The 17,784-nt window shown below is 70.5% G+C and carries 15 protein-coding genes and 1 pseudogene; 12 read left to right on the forward strand and 4 right to left on the reverse strand.

Annotation, left to right across the window (positions count from 1 at the left end):
* Together HNR40_RS44630 and HNR40_RS57645 are read right to left on the reverse strand one after the other, a co-directional pair.
* Positions 1–1,428 carry a family 20 glycosylhydrolase gene (locus HNR40_RS44630; protein ID WP_184972717.1) on the reverse strand — a complete coding sequence of 476 codons (1,428 nt, stop codon included), beginning with the start codon at positions 1,426–1,428 and terminating at the stop codon, positions 1–3.
* Positions 1,425–2,606, reverse strand: a complete 1,182-nt coding sequence (locus HNR40_RS57645; RefSeq protein WP_312896767.1) for a glycoside hydrolase family 1 protein — start codon at positions 2,604–2,606, stop codon at positions 1,425–1,427. The genes HNR40_RS44630 and HNR40_RS57645 overlap by 4 nt, the downstream gene beginning before the upstream one ends.
* Positions 2,607–2,700: 94 nt before the next feature.
* On the opposite strand from HNR40_RS57645, the gene HNR40_RS44640 reads away from it, so the two are divergent.
* The gene (locus HNR40_RS44640; protein ID WP_312896768.1) at positions 2,701–3,294 is read left to right on the forward strand and encodes a TetR/AcrR family transcriptional regulator; all 594 of its coding nucleotides are present in this window, start codon (positions 2,701–2,703) and stop codon (positions 3,292–3,294) included.
* Here HNR40_RS44640 and HNR40_RS44645 read toward each other — a convergent pair.
* Positions 3,291–3,743, reverse strand: a complete 453-nt coding sequence (locus HNR40_RS44645) for a hypothetical protein (protein ID WP_184972719.1) — start codon at positions 3,741–3,743, stop codon at positions 3,291–3,293. The genes HNR40_RS44640 and HNR40_RS44645 overlap by 4 nt on opposite strands.
* 97 nt (positions 3,744–3,840) lie before the next feature.
* Between HNR40_RS44645 and HNR40_RS44650 the strand changes: the two genes are divergently transcribed.
* From HNR40_RS44650 to HNR40_RS44665, 4 genes are read left to right on the forward strand one after another with little or no spacing between them, the layout of a single operon-like run.
* Positions 3,841–4,470 carry a class I SAM-dependent methyltransferase gene (locus tag HNR40_RS44650; protein WP_184972721.1) on the forward strand — a complete coding sequence of 210 codons (630 nt, stop codon included), beginning with the start codon at positions 3,841–3,843 and terminating at the stop codon, positions 4,468–4,470.
* A gap of 20 nt (positions 4,471–4,490) precedes the next feature.
* The gene (locus HNR40_RS44655; RefSeq protein WP_184972723.1) at positions 4,491–4,778 is read left to right on the forward strand and encodes a hypothetical protein; all 288 of its coding nucleotides are present in this window, start codon (positions 4,491–4,493) and stop codon (positions 4,776–4,778) included.
* Entirely contained in the window at positions 4,775–5,980 is a 1,206-nt protein-coding gene (locus HNR40_RS44660) for a DUF6395 domain-containing protein (protein WP_184972725.1), read from the forward strand. Before HNR40_RS44655 ends, HNR40_RS44660 begins: the two co-directional genes overlap by 4 nt.
* On the forward strand, positions 5,968–6,819 hold the full coding sequence (locus HNR40_RS44665) for a M55 family metallopeptidase (RefSeq protein WP_221341585.1): 852 nt from the start codon (positions 5,968–5,970) through the stop codon (positions 6,817–6,819). Before HNR40_RS44660 ends, HNR40_RS44665 begins: the two co-directional genes overlap by 13 nt.
* Here HNR40_RS44665 and HNR40_RS44670 read toward each other — a convergent pair.
* Positions 6,810–8,045, reverse strand: a pseudogene (locus HNR40_RS44670) (RNA-guided endonuclease InsQ/TnpB family protein). The gene HNR40_RS44665 and the pseudogene HNR40_RS44670 sit on opposite strands and share 10 nt — an antisense overlap.
* Positions 8,046–8,161: 116 nt before the next feature.
* Between HNR40_RS44670 and HNR40_RS44675 the strand changes: the two are divergent.
* The 7 genes from HNR40_RS44675 (at position 8,162) to HNR40_RS44705 (ending at position 17,658) form a co-directional block, all read left to right on the forward strand.
* Positions 8,162–9,706: a flavin monoamine oxidase family protein gene (locus HNR40_RS44675; protein WP_184972729.1), complete on the forward strand. Its 1,545-nt coding sequence runs from the start codon at positions 8,162–8,164 to the stop codon at positions 9,704–9,706.
* A gap of 25 nt (positions 9,707–9,731) precedes the next feature.
* Complete coding sequence (locus tag HNR40_RS44680) at positions 9,732–10,262, forward strand: YbaK/EbsC family protein (protein WP_184972731.1); 531 nt, start codon at positions 9,732–9,734, stop codon at positions 10,260–10,262.
* A gap of 343 nt (positions 10,263–10,605) precedes the next feature.
* Positions 10,606–12,636 carry a serine/threonine-protein kinase gene (locus HNR40_RS44685; RefSeq protein ID WP_184972733.1) on the forward strand — a complete coding sequence of 677 codons (2,031 nt, stop codon included), beginning with the start codon at positions 10,606–10,608 and terminating at the stop codon, positions 12,634–12,636.
* 16 nt (positions 12,637–12,652) lie between these two features.
* Positions 12,653–14,428 carry a serine/threonine-protein kinase gene (locus tag HNR40_RS44690; protein ID WP_184972736.1) on the forward strand — a complete coding sequence of 592 codons (1,776 nt, stop codon included), beginning with the start codon at positions 12,653–12,655 and terminating at the stop codon, positions 14,426–14,428.
* Between the two features lie 35 nt (positions 14,429–14,463).
* Entirely contained in the window at positions 14,464–15,687 is a 1,224-nt protein-coding gene (locus tag HNR40_RS44695; RefSeq protein ID WP_246510416.1) for a serine/threonine-protein kinase, read from the forward strand.
* Between the two features lie 218 nt (positions 15,688–15,905).
* Complete coding sequence (locus tag HNR40_RS44700; protein ID WP_184972740.1) at positions 15,906–16,685, forward strand: electron transfer flavoprotein subunit beta/FixA family protein; 780 nt, start codon at positions 15,906–15,908, stop codon at positions 16,683–16,685.
* A 19-nt stretch (positions 16,686–16,704) separates the two neighbouring features.
* Entirely contained in the window at positions 16,705–17,658 is a 954-nt protein-coding gene (locus HNR40_RS44705) for an electron transfer flavoprotein subunit alpha/FixB family protein (protein WP_184972742.1), read from the forward strand.
* Positions 17,659–17,784 lie beyond the last annotated feature (126 nt).

Raw genomic sequence — 17,784 nt, forward strand, 5'->3', positions numbered from 1 at the left:
TCAGGTCCAGTCGATTTCGGTGGATCGCAGGAAGGTCAGGCCGCGTTCCTCCCAGAGGCGTCCGTCGGCCGCCAGGTGGCGTCGTTGTTCGCTCCAGGGGACGGGCCGTCCGGTCCATGCGGTACGCGCGATGGTGGCCAGGCGGGGCAGCAGCATGGTGGTCAGGTCGTCGAAGCCGCGCAGGGTCTCGCTCCACAGGGCGGCCTCCACTCCGGCCACGTTCTCGTCGGCGAGGCCGTACGCGCCGGGGTCCCAGCCGGCGATGTCCCGGACGGTGCGGGGCTTGTAGATGAATCCGAGGCCGGCGGCGCGTTCTCGCTGTGCTTCCGGGACGATCGCCGGGGCGTAGGGCCGGTCGAGGTAGAGGTGCGACTGCGGCGACAGCAGCACGCGTCCACCGGCCGCGACGATGCGTGCCAGGTCGTCGGCGGCGGGCGCGAAGAAATCCGTGATGGTGGCGATGAGGTCGCCGGTCAGGCCGAGGGCCGTGAGTTCGGTGGACGGGTCGGTCATCTCGGGGTCGACCCACCACTGCGCGACGTCGCCGGGGTCGAGTCCGGCGCGTGCGGACTCCTGCCAGCCGAGTGGCTCCTTGCCGGCGGCGCGGATGACGGCGCGGGCCAGTGTGACGGCCTGGTCGTAGAGGGTGTGGTCCATGCCGAACGCCTCGTCGGCGCCGAAGTGGACGTAGGGGCCGTCGGTCAGGCGGCACAGCTCGGTCAGGACGTGGGAGACGAAGTCGCGGGTGCCGGGGTCGCGGGGGTCGAGGGCTACGGGGATGGGCAGCTGATCGTTCCAGCCGGTGGGGGCGGGCAGGACGGCCAGGTCGGGGTGGGCGCGCAGGGCGGCGGCGCTGTGACCGGGCAGGTCGATCTCGGGGACGATCACCACGTGCCGCTGTGCCGCGTAGCGTTGCAGCTCGGTGTAGTCGGCGGTGCTGTAGTGCGGGGTGCCGGCGGTGAGGCGGGGCAGGCCGGGGATCTGGATCCGCCAGCCCTCGTTGTCGGTGAGGTGCAGGTGCAGGACGTTGAGCCGGTGGATGGCCGCCAGGTCGATGATCCGGCGCAGTTCGGGAACGGTCCAGAAGTGGCGGGCGGTGTCCAGCATGAGGCCGCGCCAGGCGTAGCGGGGGCCGTCTTCGACGGTCTCGGTTTTCGGCGGGCCGTACAGGCTGGTGTGCAGGGCGGCGCGGAACAGGCCCTGGTGGGTGCGGGCCTGGCAGACGGTGGCCGTGGGGGTGGTGGTGATGCGGAAGCACTCGTCGCCGCCGCTGATGGGCACGCCCGCGGCCATCGGTGCGCGGGTGACGTCGCCGAGGGTCAGGTGCAGGCCGGTGGTGAGGGGCGGGTGGGGGTGCGCGAGTGCGGCGACGACGTCGGCGACGGGCTGGAGCGACGGGTCGGCGACGGTGACGCGTGCTGCCTTCATGGCTGGTACGGCAGGGCGCGGGTGCGGCCGATCGCGCCGAGCCAGGCGGCTGACGGTTTGGGGGTGCGGGCGAACGTTTCACGGTCGACGTGGATGAGGCCGAACGTGGGCGCGTAGGTGCCCCACTCGTAGTTGTCCAGGGCGCTCCAGTGGAAGTAGCCGCGCACGTCGACGCCGTCGGCCATCGCCTCGGCCATGCCGGCGAGGGCGGCTCCGGTGTATGCGACGCGGCGGGTGTCGTCGGCGGTGGCGATGCCGTTCTCGGTGACGATCAGCGGGACGCCGGGGACGACGGCGGCGGTGTGGCGCAGGGCGTGACCGAGCGCGGCCGGGTAGTACTCCCAGCCGGTCAGGGTGCGTTCGGCGTCCGGGGGCACGGGGAGTGGGCCGTCGGGGCCGATGCGGGTACGGGTGTAGGACTGCACGCCGAGCCAGTCGTCGTCCGCCGCGGCCTGGAGGAAGAGGTCCTCGCGGGGATGGGAGTAGGCGGCGGCGACGTGTTCGGCGCCGGGCAGCGGCTGGTAGACCTGGTTGGCGACGGTCCAGCCGGTGCGCACGTGGGGTGCGTGGGCCTTGACCGCCTCGACCGCGCGGCGATGGGCGTCGATGAGGGTCTGGGAGACGGCCGGGTCGGGCTCGGGCAGGCCCGCCTCGGGCATGGCTGCGCCCGTAGTCAGGAGCTGGATCAACCCGGCCATGGTGGCGATCATGTTGGGTTCGTTGATGGTGCACACGTGCTCGACGCCGTCGGCGTACACGGGGGCGGCCGCCGCGACATAACGGGCGAACAGCTCGGCGGACTCGGCCGCGCCCCAGCTGAACCAGGCCGGAGTGCTGAAGTGGTGCAGGGTGAGCATGGGCCGCAGCCCGCGTTCGCGGGCGCCGTCGACCATGCGGCGGTAGTGGTCGAGCGCCGCTCGGGAGAACTCGCCGGGCGCCGGTTCGATGCGCGCCCACTCGATGCTGAAGCGGTAGTCGGTGAAGCCGAGCCCGGCCAGCAGGTCCATGTCCTCGCGCCAGCGGTGGTAGCTGTCGCAGGCGTCGCCGCTGGGCTCCTTGATGTGGCCGGTGCCGGTGGAGCCGTGCTCCATGACCCACCAGTCGCTGTTGGTGTTGCCGCCTTCGGTCTGGTGGGCGGAGGTGGAGGCTCCCCAGAGGAAACCATCAGGAAGAGGCACGAATTGGGTCCTTCCAGGTGGGGGGTGGATGGCGCCTCAGCGTAGCCACGAAAACCTTGAACCTCAATAGTTTCGTGTCGCTAGAATCCTCCGCGTGAGCGCACCACGGGGCCCCTACGCCAAGACCTCGGCCAAACGAGAGCAGATCCTCCGCGCCGCCCTGGAGATCTACGCCGAGGCCGGAAGCCGCAAGGTGTCGGTGCGCGACATCGCCAAGCGGGTCGGCATGACCGACACCGGAGTCCTGCACCACTTCGGCAGCCGCGAGGCCCTGCTGACCGCCGTCCTGGAGGCCAGAGACAAAATCAGCGCCGAGATGTACGGCAGCGCCCTCACCGACCCCCCGGCCGGGGCGAAAATGCTGGCCGACAACGTCTCCACGCCGGGCCTGGTCAAGCTCTTCCTCGACGTGGCCGCGGCCGCCGCCGAGCCCGAACACCCGGCGCACGACTTCTTCACCGAGCGCTACGCCCGTTTCCGCCGGGAGGGCGCGGCCGTACTGGCCGACCCCGGCCTCACTCCCGACCCGGGCACCGACGCCGGCCAGATCGACAGCGAGTGGGCCGCCCGGATCCTCATCGCCGCCCTCGACGGACTGCAGATCCAATGGCTGCTGGAACCGGACATCGACATGGCGGCAGACCTCGCGGCCCTGCACCGCACCCTCCTGGCAGCCCTGAGGCGCTAAAGGTGGAAGGGGGCGGTCTCTACCTTCACGCGCATCCAGAAGGTGCCGTCGAGTTCGATCTTGCAGTTGATTTTGTAGGTGTTCTCGTTTCCGCCGCTGATCGTCGAGGCGCCGGTGTCCACGCGTTTCGTGACGTTCGGGCCCTGGCGGATCTCGTAGCCGGTGTGAGAATGCCAGGTCGCCGAGATGCCGTTCCAATGGCGGTGAACGGGGAAACACCAGATGCGCATCTTGCGGGTCTTGGCGCAGGATCCGAAGCCTCGGTAGGTGTATCGGTTCGCGTTCGTGTTCCAGCTGACCACGGCCTTCACCGTGCAGCCGAAGGCGCTCGCCTCGCGTGAACTGCCCCCGACGGGGCCGGTGGCATTGGCGGGAGCCGCGTACAGGCTCAGTCCGGAAAGGAGAACGACCGCTCCTGCTGCCAGTGCGTTTAATCGCCCATGACGCATCGAAGATCACCTCGACCGCTTGTCCAGCGTCCTTTTCTCAGGCTTACCAGACCGGTGAAATCGCGTCGAGGCACACCGCGAAAGGAACGAAGACCCCTTGACCCACGAGCCGGCAGCCCAGACGTACTGGAACACCAATATCGCCCGCCATCCCGGCATTCTGCGTGAGGTGCCGCAAGGGTGCGCTGAGGCGCTGGACGTCGGCTGCGGGGACGGCCTGCTCGTGGCGAAGTTGGCCGAGAGGGCCGAGCGGGTCACCGGCGTCGACACCTCGCCGGAGATGATCGCCCGCGCCCGGGAGCGGACCGGCCGGGACGTCGTTCTCCTGGAGGCCGACTTCCTCGCCGCCGACCTGCCGCTGGAGGGGTTCGACTTCATCTGCTCGGTGTCCACGATCCACCACATGGACTTCGAGGCAGCCCTGGTCAGGATGCGCGAGCTGCTGCGTCCCGGCGGCACGCTGGTGGTGGTCGGGCTGGCCCGCGACGTCACCTTCGCGGACTGGCTGGTCAGGATCCCGGGGCTGCCCGCCGTATGGGTGATCAAGAAGCTGCGACGGGCCCGCGGGCCGAGGGGGATGCCCGCCGCCGACGTCCAGATGGGATATCGGCAAGTACGGCAAAAGGCCCGGCGGTTGCTGCCCGGATCGCGGTACAGACGGCACCTGCTGCGCCGGTACTCGGTGATCTGGCAGAAGCCTGGTAGAACCGCCGAATATGAGGGCTGATGCCGGTATGGTGACCGTTCATGATGCGCGTCCTGGTTCCTGTACGGCTGCGTAGGGCGGTACGTGGCTGGTTCGACTCCCGATACATCTCGGTCGCGGATCATCGCCAGGACATCAAGGACGCCCTCTGGGAGGTCCAGACGCTCCGGCGCGAGGTCGTCACCCTCCAGCAGGAGGTCAGGCAGCTCACCTCCAGGACCGGTGACGCGCAGCGGCTGTCCAAGGAGACGGCGGACGCGCTCGACCACGTCCTGCAGAACGAGGTGCTGGTCTGGCAGGCGATCGACGGGCTCAAGGAGCGCTCGTGAAGGTCGCCTGGGACGGCGCCGAGCTGGCCTTCCGCCTCGACCCCGAGGACGAGATCACCGGCAGGGCGGCCGACGAGCACCCGGTCAAGCTCAGGACCAGCACGTGCGCGTTCGGCGGCGTGCCGGACGACGCGCACCCCGACCTGTTCGCGGTGGCCGCCTGGTCGGTCGTCGCGCCCTGGACGCGCAGGCGCATCACCTTCGACCGGCCCGTCTCCGCCGAGGTGGCCCAGGCGTTGCACGACGGCTGGGGGATCGAGGCGGGCCCGGTCGGCGGGCCGCCCAGGACCCAGGGCCGGACGCTGGCGATCTCCTACAGCGGCGGCGCCGACTCGGTCGCGGCCGCGGCGATCTTCCCCGAGGCGCCGTTCGTGCACTTCAGGCGGGTGCCGCACCCGAGGGTGCCCAACCGGTGGACCCACTACCGCTCCGACGTGCTGGCCGACCTGGCGAAGAAGACCGGCCGCGAGCTGACCACGGTCACCTCCGACCTGGAGTTCACGCTCGCCGAGCCGCGCCCCGGCTACCCGGAGCACCACGCCGTCGCGGCGGGCGCGCTGCTGCTGGCCGACCGGATGGACCTCGGCGGGCTGGCGTTCGGCTACGAGCTCGGCTCCCGGTGGCTGGGCGGTGACAGGTATCTGCTGCGGTTCACGCCGGACAACCCGATGTGGGCGCCGCACGGGGCGTGGGGCCGGTTGTTCGCCGCCGCCGGGGTGCCCATCGTGCTGCCGGTCGGCGGGGTCAGCGAGGCCGTGACGATGCGGCTGGCGCTCGGCTCCCCGCTCAGGGCCCAGGTCCGCTGGTGCCTCCAGGGCGCCGACGGGCCCTGCCGTACCTGCGGGAAATGCTTCTACAAGGAGATCATCCAGGCCGCCGTGGAGCGGCGGCCCCTCGACACGCCGCTCACCGCCGACCGCGCCGTGGTGCGCAAGTGGCTGCGCAAGCCGCCTTACGGCGGCATGGAGATGATCGAGTACGGCCTGGCCCGCATCCCCGGTGTGGAAAGCTCCATACTTGCCGGAGCCCTCGACTACTTCGACGCCACGGAGGAGTCCACGAGCTGGCTGGAGCACTGCTACCCGCCCGCCCTGGCCGAGATCCCCGAGCCGTGGCGTGAGCCGGCGAGTGCGTTCATGGCGGAGAACGCCGGGCTGATGACCCCCGGCGAGGCACGGCGCGTGGAGGAATGGGGATCGTGAAGGTCTACCTGTCGGTCGACATGGAGGGCGTGACCGGGTTGACCGACCCGGAGGAGATGCACGCGGGCAAGCGCGGTTACGAACGCGGCTGCGAGCTCATGACCGCCGACGCCAACGCGGCCATCGAGGGAGCATTCGCGGCCGGGGCGACGAACGTGCTGGTCAACGACGCGCACGGGTCCACGAAGAACCTGCGCATCGACCTGCTCGACCCGCGCGCCACGCTCATCAGGGGGCCGGGCAAGTCGCAGCGGATGGCCCAGGGACTCGACGCCTCCTTCCAGGCCGCCTGCTTCGTCGGCTACCACGCCATGGCCGGAGTGCCGCACGGCGTGCTCAACCACACCTGGATGGGCAAGGAGATCCAGAACGTCTACCTCAACGGCGAGGTCTGCGGCGAGACCAGGATCGTTGCCGCGTGCGCCGGGTTCCACGGGGTGCCGGTGGTGCTGGTCGCCGGGGACGAGGCGGTCGGCGAGGAGGCGCGCGAACTGCTCGGCGACGTCGAGACGGTCGCGGTCAAGAAGGGCATCGACAAGTTCTCCGCCGAACTGCTGCCGCCGAGCGTGGCCCAGGCCAGGATCCGCGAGGCCACGGAGCGGGCGCTGAGCCGGGTCGCGGACTTCACGCCCTATGCGGTGGCGGCGCCGTACACGCTGGGAGTGGAGTGGAACTCCACCGCCATCGCGGCGGCCGTCGCGCTGATCCCCGGCGTGAAGGCGGCGGGGACGCGCCACATCGAGTTCACGACCGACGACTTCACCCAGATCATGGCGCTGTTCGGGCTGTTCGCGACCATCGGCGGCCAGGTCGCCTGCGGCAGCGGTCCCTACGGTTGACTTCCTCTCCACGGCCGAAGCCGGGGGATTCCCACCCTCGCGGGTTGGGGTTCCTGCTTCACCACCAGCCGCCCGCCGAGCTTGCGCCCCTGAGGTCCTACGCCGGCTCCACAGGCGTTTCAGCTCTCCGCCGGCCCGGCGGCGAGGATGTTCCTGGCCGCGTTCACATCGCGGTCGTGGACGGCGCCGCAGGCGCATTCCCATTCCCGGACGTTCAGCGGCATCGTGTGGCGCAGGGTCCCGCAAGCCGAGCACAGCTTCGAGGAGGGGAACCAGCGGTCCACCGCCACGAGCGTCCGGCCATACCACCGCGCCTTGTACTCCAGCATGGCCCGCAACTCCCGCCAGGACGCGTCAGAGATGGCGCGGGCCAGGCTGTGGTTCTTGACCATGTCACGGACGGTCAGGCCTTCCACGGCGATCACTTGGTTCTCGCGAACAAGCCGTGTCGTGACTTTGTGCAGGTGATCCCGCCTGCGGTCGGCGATCCGGGCGTACACCCTGGCCACCCGCAGACGGATTCTGGCCCGGTTGGCCGAGCCCTTCTGTTTGCGAGCCAGCGACCGCTGGGCCTTGGCGAGCTTGCGACGGTCGGCCCGTTCACGGCGCGGGTTGACGATCTTCTCTCCGGTGGAGAGCGTGGCCAGGGCAGTGATGCCCGCATCGACGCCGACCGTCTCCGCCACCGGCGGCAGTGGTTCGATCTTCTCCTCGACCAGCATCGAGACGAACCCGCGTCCCGCTGGGTCCTTCGACACCGTCACCGTGGACGGCTCCGCGCCCTCCGGCAGCGCTCGCGACCACACGATCGCGAGCGGGGCGTCCATCTTGGCCAGCGTCAGCGTGCCGTCGCGCCAGCGGAACGCGCTGCGCGTGTACTCCGCCGACGCGCGGGACTTCTTGCGCGACTTGAACGCCGGGTACCTGGCCCGTTTGGCGAAGAAGTTCGCGAACGCCGTCTGCAGATGGCGAAGAGCCTGCTGAAGCGGGACGGACGACACCTCGAGCAGGAAGTCAAACTCGCCGCTACGCTTCCACTCCGTCAGGCGGGCCGAGGACTCCACGTAGGAGACGCGACGCCCTTCGATGGTGTAGGCGCGGGTCCGCTCAGCGAGGGCCTTGTTGTAGATGAGGCGAACGCGGCCGAACGTCCGGGCAAGCTCTCCGGCCTGTTCGGGGGTTGGGTAGAAGCGATATTTGTCGGCTCGCTTCACGATCTGCGCCACCGCCCACAATCTATCGCACGAACATCCAAGAATCATACTTGTGTTCGATTCGTGGCGCCGTGTCGCGTGTCCTCCTCCCGCCTGAAGTCGGGGGACTCCACGCTTAGGAGATTCAGATGAACACCGTCACCCGGCGTGGGCTCCTGGTCGGGATCGGCGCGGCCGGGGGAGCGGGGGCGATGTACGCGGCGATGGGGGCGCTGGGGCTCGCGCCTGATGAGCAGGAGAAGGCGTTCACGCCGCCGTCGCCCAGTGACTTCACGCTGCGGGGCAGGGCTTCGGCCAAAGTGGTGATCATCGGGGCGGGGGTCGCCGGGCTGACGGCCGCGTACGAGCTGGGCAAGGCCGGGTACGACTGCACGTTGCTGGAGGCCCGGGGGCAGGCGGGTGGGCGGAATCTGACGTTGCGCGGCGGGGACCGGGTGACTGAGACGAGCGGGCCCGCGCAGGATGTGCGGTTCGGGGAGGGCGTGTACTTCAACGCCGGGCCCGGGCGGATCGCGCCGTGGATGGTCACCATGGACTACTGCCGTGAGCTGGGCATCCCGATCGAGGCGTTCATCAACAACAACGCCAACGCGTTCGTGCACACCAACGGGAGGACGGTCCGGGCGAAGGCCGCCCGCGCCGACATGTACGGATATATCGCCGAACTCCTCGCCAAAGCCACAAATGTCGGCCAGCTCAACCGCAAGCTCACCAAGGACGACAAGGAACGGCTGCTGGAGTTCCTGCGCCGCTTCGGCGACCTCGGCCCGGCCTACGACTACAACGGCTCGGCCCGCCGCGGATTCGTGAAATATCCGGCCACCCAGAACGGTATCCAGCTCGACCCGCCCGGCTCCCTCCACCAGGTGCTCGCCGCCGCCACCGGCCGCGCCATCACCAACGACTTCGGCTACGAACAGGCCACCCCCATGTTCCAGCCGGTCGGCGGCATGGACGCCATCGTCAAGGCGCTGACCGCCGCCGTCGGCCCCGAACGCATCAGGACCGGCGTCCAGGTCACCGCCATCACCACCCGCGAGAAGGACGTCCAGGTCACCTGGAACGGCGGCGCCCTCACCGCCGACTACTGCCTGGCCACCCTCCCGCCGCACATCCTCGCCAAGATGACGCACAACCTCGGCGCCGACGTCACCGCCGCCCTGAAGCGCCCCGTCCCGGTCGCGGCGGGCAAGATCGGCCTGGAGTACGGCCGGCGCTGGTGGGAGATCGACGACCGGATCTACGGCGGCATCACCGAGACCGACCTCGACATCACCCACATCTGGTACCCCTCCCACGGCTACCACTCCCCGCGCGGCCTCGTCGTCGGCTACTACACCAGCGACGAGCAGGCCGAGCTGTACGGCGCCCTGACCCCCGAGGACCGCCGCCGCCGGGCCATCACCCAGGGCAAGAAGATCCACGGCGAGAAGTACCGGGCCGAGCTGCTGTCCGACGTCTCCGTAGCCTGGGAACGCCAGCCGCACATCCAGGGCGGATGGGCCCGCTGGCCCGCCTTTGATTCGTCCTTCACTCTTCTGCAACGCCCCAGCGGAAGGGTTTACTTCGCGGGTGACTGGCTCACCCACCTGATCGCCTGGCAGGCGGGGGCCATGGAGTCCGCGCGCAACGCCGTCACCCAGCTGCATCAACGAGTGCTGCAGTCACCCTAGTGACGGCGGGCGTAAGGTCCTGAGGATGGAAGAGACTTTGCACTGGCAGCCCGCGGCGACACACACCGAGCTCCTCGCCGGCCCGGTGGCCGAGGCGGTCCGCGCGCTCGCTGACGACGACGTCCACGTGGCCGCGATCGACCCCGGCCTGGCCGACACCGCCGCGTTCTGTGAGAAGTACGGCGTGGCACTCGACGAGTCGGCCAACTGCGTGATCGTGGCGGGAAAGCGGGGCGGTGAGGTGCGGTACGCGGCGTGCATGGTGCTGGCGACCATGCGGGCCGACGTCAACGGCGTCATCCGCAAGCGTCTCGACGTCCGCAAGTCCAGCTTCGCGCCGATGGCCGAGGCGGTCGAGCTGACCGGCATGGAGTACGGCGGCATCACCCCGCTCGGACTGCCGGCGGACTGGCCTATCCTGGTTGATTCGAACGTGGCATCGCATAACAGGGTCGTCATCGGAAGCGGCGTGCGCAGGTCCAAGCTCGCCGTCTCCGGGGCGCTGCTGGCCGGGCTCAAGGGCGCTGAGGTGCTCGACCTGGCCACTGGAGCGTAGGAGCTCTGACCGTAGAGAGCGAGGAACGATGCCAACGAAGGTCAGAGCGGACGCGACCATTAGACACTGAGCGTAGGAGCTCTGACCGTAGAGAGCGAGGAACGATGCCAACGAAGGTCAGAGCGGACGCGACCATTAGACACTGAGCGTAGGAGCTCTGACCGTAGAGAGCGAGGAACGATGCCAACGAAGGTCAGAGCGGACGCGACCATTAGACACTGAGACGTATTCGAGACCGTTGGATGGGAAACCGATGGGGCTGATCCGGACGTTGTACGAGTGGGAATGTGGCCCCATGGTTCATCTCGTGGGCGGGGATTAAGCCGGTATGGTGCTTCATGCCATGAACGATGACCGACTTGGCCCTTACCGGCTGCTCAGGCGGCTCGGTGAAGGCGGAATGGGCGTTGTCCACCTCGCTGTCGATCAGCATGGTCGGCAGGTGGCGGTCAAGGTCCTGCGTGCCGAGGTCGCCGGCGACGAGGTCGCCAGGCGGCGGCTCTCGCGCGAGGTCGAGACCATGCGGCGGGTGCGCAGCAAGTACATCGCCGAGGTGCTCGACGCCGACGTCACGGGTCATCGGCCTTACATCGTCACCAGGTACGTCGCCGGGCGCGCCCTCGACGAGATCGTCAGGGACGACGGCCCGCTGGAGCTGCCCGCGCTGCTCGCGGTCGCGCACGGCGTGGCCTCCGCGCTGTCCGCCGTCCACTCCGTGGGCGTGATCCACCGCGACCTCAAGCCGGGCAACGTGCTCATCCTCGACGGCCAGCCGGTGCTGATCGACTTCGGCATCGCCCAGGCGGTCGACGCCACCCGGCTGACCCAGACCGGCATGTTCATCGGCACGCCCGGCTACCTCGCGCCCGAGATCATCGAGGGCCAGGAGGCGGGGCCTGAGGTCGACGTGCACGCCTGGGCGGGCACGCTGCTCTTCGCGGGCACCGGCCTGCCGCCCTTCGGCAAGGGCACGCTGGAGATGATCTTCTACAACATCACCGCGGGCAAGGCCGACGTGAGCGCGGCGCCGGCGGTGCTGCAGCCGCTGCTGAAGGCGGCCTTCCAGCGCAACCCCGCCAAGCGGCCCAAGGCGGCCGAGCTGGCGGAGCAGACCGCGCGCCTGCTGCCCAAGTCGTCCAGGTCCATCCCGGACGAGATCTCGACCGTTCCCCGCACGGACCGCTCCGGCGAATCCCAGGCCCCGGGCCAGCCGCCTCAGCAGTACGTCTCCCTGCTCCCCAACGGCCCCCAGAACGGCGGCCAGACCCCACCCGCAGCCTCCGGCCAGTCGGGCCCGCAACACGGCCAGGCCCCGCCGGCCGCCTCGGGTCCGCAGCACGGTCAAGCGCCGCCCGGCGCCTCGGGCCCGCGCCAGGGACAGGCGCCGCACGTCACCACGCCTCCCCAGCACGGCCAGCCGACCCCGCACGCCGCGTCCGGAGCGCAGGGGCCGCCGCAGCACGGCGCGCCCCCGCCCGGCTACCAGCAGACTCCCGCCCAGGGCGACCCGTGGCCCACCCGCAGGGTCACTCCGGAAGAGCTGCGCCAGATGCAGGACGGCGGCGGCGCCCCCAGCGTGCCGTGGCCGGGTCAGCAGGGCTGGCACAACAGCTACCCGCCCCCTCCGCGCGAGGGCGACGTGCCGACGACTCGGGTGCGCTCCGAGCCGCCGCCCTACGTCCCGGTGCAGGCGCCGCCGCATCAGCAATATCCGCAGGACCCGGCCACGCGCCGCGAGCCGTACATCCCGGGCGTGCGTCCTGGACAGCTCCTGCAGCGGTCCCGCGCCTATGGCGTGGCCGGCGCGATGCTCCTGATCATCATGATCGTCCTGGCAGCGCTCGCCCCGGTCCTGGTGGCCCTGGTGGCGCTCCCGGCCGCCCTGCTCCTGCGCGCCGCCGACCTGGCCCAGCCCGAGCTGAGCGCGCGCCGCTCCACCGGCGCCGCCGCGCTCGACGTGCTGCGCGTCTTCAGCCACCCGAAGGCGCTGGTCAAGTCGGCGGGGATCACGCTGGCACTGGGCCTGTACGCCGCCATCCTCGGTCTGCCGGTCACCCTTCTGCTCACGGTGCTGGGCAGGAGCACCGCGGGGAACGCGCTGGCCTGGGGCGCCGCTGTCGCCATCTGGACCATTTGCGCCGGTCCCGGCGTCGAGGGACCTGGCCGTCAGATGCGCAGGACCCTCTCATCCCTCGTACCCTCAAGGACAGCGGCCATGGTGATGGCCGGGGTGCTCGCGGCGGGCGCCGCGCTTTCACTGGTGCTCGCCATCGCTACTTTCGGCACGTCGCCGAATTTGCGCGCAGTATGGACACCAGTGAACGTCTCGCAGCTGGAAGATCAGCTCGGGAAACTGTCGAAGTCGGGGGGATGATGCAGGGAGCCAGGCGATGAATACGCAGGTTCCAGAGCGGCTCGGGCCGTACCGGCTGGTCAGGAAGATCGGCGAGGGCGGCATGGGCGTGGTCCACCTGGGCATGGACGCCGACGGCGGCCAGGTGGCCATCAAAGTCCTGCACCCGCACGTCGCCGCCGACCTCAAGGCGCGCGACCGGCTCACCCGCGAGGTCGAGACCATGCGGCGCGTGCGCAGTTCGCACGTGGCCGAGGTGCTCGACGCCGAGCTCGTGGGCGGACAGCCGTACGTCGTGACCCGGTTCGCGCCGGGCCGCACCCTGGAGGACACCGTCCTCGCCGACGGGGCGCTGCGTGACTACGAGCTGGTACGGCTCGCGCGCGGCCTCTGCCAGGCGCTCGTGGCCATCCACGCGGCCGACGTGATCCACCGTGACTTCAAGCCCTCCAACGTCATGCTCGTGGGCGGGGAGCCGCTGGTCATCGACTTCGGCATCGCGCACCTGGTCAACGCCACGCGGCTGACCCAGACCGGGATGTTCGTCGGCACGCCGGGCTATCTGGCGCCCGAGATCATCCGCGACTCGGAGATCACCCAGGCGGCCGACGTGCACGCGCTGGCCTCCACCGTCTTCTTCGCCGCCACGGGCGCGCCGCCGTTCGGCACGGGCACGTTCGAGGCGGTCTGCTTCAACATCATGGAAGGCCGGGCCCAGCTCGACAAGGCGCCGATGTGGCTGCGCGGCTGGCTGAGCCGTGCGCTGCAGGTCGACGCCCGCTCGCGGCCCGGCGCCCAGGAGCTGCTGCGGATGGCCAGGCAGCTCGACCCGACCAGGACCGCCTTCCACGAGGTGCCCACCGCGCCGCCGCCCTCGTCGGGCACGCGCGTGCTGCCGGCCGGTGACAACTACTCCGACCTGCTGCCGCCGGTCGAATACTCCAAGCCACCGAGGGTGGAGAAGCAGCGGGTGGCCAAGCCTCCGCCCGCGCCGCGGACCCCCACGCCGCCGCCTTACGTGCCGGCGCCGCTGCCGCGCACCGACCAGCGGGTCGCCGGATATCCGGCGCCGCCCCAGGTGCGTCCCTACACGCCTCCGCCCGCGCCGCAGACGCAGGCCAGGCCGTACACGCCGCCGGGGGAGCGCAAGCGCTTCGTCGTCGGCAGCCAGCTCGTCGGGTTCCTGCTGCTCGTGGGGCTGACCGCGATGACGGTCATGGTCCCGGTCACCGTCGGCGCGGTCGCCATCGCGCTCGCGGTGGTGCTGCGCGTCGGCGAGTATCTCTTCGGCGAGATGGTCAACCGGCGCCGGGCGCGCGGCGGCGGCAGCTCGGCCGACGCGTTGCTGGCGATCGTCGGCACCCCGTGGGCGCTGGTGAAGGCCGCGCTGATGACGCTCGTGCACGTGCCGCTGGCCCTGGCCTTCGGCGCGATCGTCTGGGGCATCCTGCGCTGGGGCGGCGGCATGAGCATCAACGCGTCCGCCGCCTACGCCGCCGGAGCCTTCACGCTCGGCCTGTTCGTCCTGCCGGGCGGCGGCGCGCCGCGCAAGGCCGTGACCCGCAGCCTGACGAGCGTGCTGCGCACGCCGGGCGCCGCCCTGGTCGCCACGGTGGCCGTCGGCACCCTGACCCTGCTGGCGGTGTTGTTCGCCTTCAGTCAGAAGACCGTCTGGACCCCCTGGGAGCCTCCCTCCGAAGTCATCGACCGCCTGACCGCCCAAGCTCAAGACGGCGCCGTCAGCCTCCTCACCGGCCTGGCCGACGATCTGCTCAAGAAGTCCGGCCTGGGATTCTTGTCACCCTGGTCCTGAGTGTCCCGTCCACGCCACCGGGGGAAAGGATGGGTATGAGCGAGCAGCTGGGGCCGTACCGCTTGCTGTCCCGGCTCGGAGCGGGCGGGTTCGGCGAGGTGCATCTCGCGCTCGACACCGAGGGCCGGACGGTGGCGGTCAAGATCCTGCATCCGCACGTGGCCGCCGACGACGCCGCGCTGACCAGGCTGGCGCGTGAGGTCGAGACGATGCGGCGGGTGCGCGGGCCGCGGGTGGCCGAGGTGCTGGACGCCTCCTTAGACGGCGAACGGCCCTATCTGGTGACCAGATACGTGCAGGGCAAGCCGCTGTCCGCCGTCACGGTGCCGGTCGCCGATCTGCGGCTGCTGGCTTCCGGGCTGGCCGAGGCGCTGTCGGCCATGCACGAGGCGGGCGTGACCCATCGTGACCTCAAACCGGCCAACGTGATGATGGCCGACGGCGAGCCTGTCGTGATCGACTTCGGGATCGCGCTCGCGCTCGACTCCCTCTCGGTGACCGCCTCCGGCGCGGTGATCGGGACGCCCGGCTATCTCGCACCGGAGCTGCTTGAGGGGCGCGAGGCCGGGATCGAGGCCGACGTGTTCTCCTTCGGCGCCACCCTGGCCTATGCCGCGACGGGGCGGGAGCCGTACGGGAAAGGTCCTGCCTCCGCGGTCGCCTACCGGGTGGTCCATCACGAGCCCGACCTCGACGGCGTGCCGGAGTGGCTGGCCCCGCTCCTGCGCGAGTGTCTCGCGCGCGACCCCGCCGCGCGGCCGACGGCCGCGCGCATCTGCGCCGTGCTGGGCGCCACCCCGGCCCCGCGCGGCAGTCACCCCCGCAACCCGTCATCCGGTACGGCACGGCCGCCCGTCCTGGTGGCCGATCCGCACGCCGAGCCCACCCGCGAATGGCAGCCAGGCGGCCGGCGGAACGTGGACCTGGAGCGCGCGCTGCACCGGGAGAAGGTGCGCAGGCGGTGGGTGATCGGGTCGGGGCTGTTCGTGTCGCTGCTGGCAGCGGCGGCGCGTGAGCCGCTGCCCGAGGTGTCGCTGTTCCTGCTGTCGGCCTTCGCGCTGGCGATCGTGGCCGACGTGGGGGTGGCGCTGGTCTCGCGGCGGCCGTTCAAGAACCGCAGGATGGTGGCCGACCTGGCGACGATCGCGGGGACGGGGGCGTTGTGGTTCGGGCTGAGCACGTTCTTCAGCCCGATGACTCTGGCCATCTTCGCCGGCACCGCGCTGGTGGCCGGTGTGGTCTTCCTCATGTCGGCCTGATCACATTTCCCGATCCACCCCATAGCCGGACTCTGGAACAAAGTTCGGTAAGCTGGGGCCACCTGCGAGTTTGCCCTCAAGCTACTCATGGGTAACATAGCAACTCAGAAGCGAGGGGTGACCCGCCGACGCGGTCCACCCCTGGCGCCTGGCACTCTGGACACCGCACGAGCTTTCTACCGAGCTATCCGGCGAATACGGGAGGTCGGCCACCGGCCATGAACATCGTCGTCTGCGTGAAGCAGGTTCCCGACACGGCGACCGAGCGCAAGCTGCGGTCCGATGACAAGACGCTCGACCGTGACGCCGTCGACGGCGTGGTGAACGAGCTTGACGAGTATGCGGTCGAGGAGGCGCTGAAACTCAAGGAGGCCCATGGCGGTGAGGTCACCGTCCTCACCATGGGCCCCGGCAAGGCCACCGAGACCATCCGCAAGGCCCTGGCCATGGGCGCCGACAAGGCGGTCCACCTGACCGACGACGCCCTGCGTGGCTCGGACGCGCTCTCGACCTCCTACGCGATGGCGCAGGCGCTGAAGAAGATCGGGTTCGACCTGGTCATCCTCGGCTCCGAGTCCACCGACGCGCGTACCGGCGTGCTGCCCGCGATGCTGGCGGAGCGCCTCGGCGCGCCGCAGCTCACGCTGGCCAACAAGGTCGACGTCGAGGGCTCCTCGATCACGATCCAGCGCCTGACCGACTACGGCTACGACAAGGTCGAGGCCACGCTGCCGGCCGTCGTCTCCGTGGTCGAGAAGATCAACGAGCCGCGCTATCCGTCCTTCAAGGGCATCATGGCGGCCAAGAAGAAGCCGGTCGAGACGCTCGGCGTGGCCGACATCTCCGCCGACGCGGGTCAGGTCGGCCTCGGCGCCGCCTGGTCGGAGGTCGTGGACTTCGCCGCGGCCCCGCCCCGCGCGGCCGGCACGATCGTCAAGGACGAGGGCGACGGTGGCGCGAAGGCCGCCGACTTCCTCGCGTCCAAGAAGTTCATCTGAGAACGGGGGTTTTGCTGATATGTCGGAAATTCTCGTTCTGGTCGAACACGTCGACGGCGAGGTCAAGAAGGTCACGCTCGAGCTGCTGACCCTGGCCAAGTCCCTCGGCTCCCCGTCGGCCGTCTGGGCAGGTCCCGGCCTGAGCGACGCCGCCACGGCCAAGCTCACCGAGTACGGCGCCGACAAGGTCTACAACGCCTCCGCCCGGGAGATCGTGGACTACGTCGTGGCCCCGAAGGCCGAACTGCTCGCGCAGCTGGTCTCCTCGGCCGCGCCCGCCGCCGTCCTGGTCGCCGCGACGGCCGAGGGCAAGGAGATCGCCGGCCGCCTCGCCGTCAAGACCGACTCCGGCGTCATCACCGACGCCGTCGGCCTCGGCGACGGCTTCGTGGCCGACCAGTCGATCTTCGGCGGTGGCGTCAACGTCAAGTCGAAGGTGGCCAAGGGCACCCCGATCGTCGCCGTTCGCCCCAACTCCACGGCCCCCGTGGCCGCGGCGGGCGCCGGCGCCGTCGAGGAGGTCGCGGTCGCGCTGTCCGACGCCGCCCGCGCGGCCAAGGTCGTCGACCGGGTCAAGCAGGAGAAGGGCGCGCGCCCCGAGCTGACCGAGGCCGCCATCGTGGTCTCCGGCGGCCGCGGCGTGGGCTCGGCCGAGAACTTCTCGGTCATCGAGGGCCTGGCCGACGCGCTCGGCGCCGCCGTGGGCGCCTCCCGCGCCGCGACGGACGCCGGGTGGTACCCGCACCAGTTCCAGGTGGGTCAGACCGGCAAGACCGTCTCGCCGCAGCTGTACGTGGCGGCGGGCATCTCCGGCGCCATCCAGCACCGGGCCGGCATGCAGACCGCGAAGACCATCGTCGCGATCAACAAGGACCCCGAGGCGCCGATCTTCGAGCTCGCGGACTACGGCGTGGTGGGCGACCTCCACCAGGTCGTGCCGCAGCTGACCGAAGAGGTCAACAAGCGCAAGTAACCACGACCGGCGGCGGCGGGCCCCCCCCCCGGGGGCCGGGCCCCCCCCCATTGACCCCACAGCCCCCCTCAGGCCCGGGGGCCCGGGCGCCCCCCCCGCCGGGCAACCCCCCCACCCCCCCCGGCA

It is taken from the genome of Nonomuraea endophytica, from assembly GCF_014203235.1.
GTDB lineage: Bacteria > Actinomycetota > Actinomycetes > Streptosporangiales > Streptosporangiaceae > Nonomuraea > Nonomuraea endophytica.

What these genes read in the sequence shown, in the direction of transcription:
- HNR40_RS44655 (WP_184972723.1), top strand. Translation starts at nt 4,491, where the DNA reads ATGATGCGCGTCCTGGTTCCTGTACGGCTGCGTAGGGCGGTACGTGGC.
- HNR40_RS44680 (WP_184972731.1), top strand. Translation starts at nt 9,732, where the DNA reads ATGGAAGAGACTTTGCACTGGCAGCCCGCGGCGACACACACCGAGCTC.
- HNR40_RS44690 (WP_184972736.1), top strand. Translation starts at nt 12,653, where the DNA reads ATGAATACGCAGGTTCCAGAGCGGCTCGGGCCGTACCGGCTGGTCAGG.
- HNR40_RS44700 (WP_184972740.1), top strand. Translation starts at nt 15,906, where the DNA reads ATGAACATCGTCGTCTGCGTGAAGCAGGTTCCCGACACGGCGACCGAG.
- HNR40_RS44645 (WP_184972719.1), bottom strand. Translation starts at nt 3,743, where the DNA reads ATGCGTCATGGGCGATTAAACGCACTGGCAGCAGGAGCGGTCGTTCTC.
- HNR40_RS44695 (WP_246510416.1), top strand. Translation starts at nt 14,464, where the DNA reads ATGAGCGAGCAGCTGGGGCCGTACCGCTTGCTGTCCCGGCTCGGAGCG.
- HNR40_RS44665 (WP_221341585.1), top strand. Translation starts at nt 5,968, where the DNA reads ATGGGGATCGTGAAGGTCTACCTGTCGGTCGACATGGAGGGCGTGACC.
- HNR40_RS44705 (WP_184972742.1), top strand. Translation starts at nt 16,705, where the DNA reads ATGTCGGAAATTCTCGTTCTGGTCGAACACGTCGACGGCGAGGTCAAG.
- HNR40_RS44630 (WP_184972717.1), bottom strand. Translation starts at nt 1,428, where the DNA reads ATGAAGGCAGCACGCGTCACCGTCGCCGACCCGTCGCTCCAGCCCGTC.
- HNR40_RS44675 (WP_184972729.1), top strand. Translation starts at nt 8,162, where the DNA reads ATGAACACCGTCACCCGGCGTGGGCTCCTGGTCGGGATCGGCGCGGCC.
- HNR40_RS44685 (WP_184972733.1), top strand. Translation starts at nt 10,606, where the DNA reads ATGAACGATGACCGACTTGGCCCTTACCGGCTGCTCAGGCGGCTCGGT.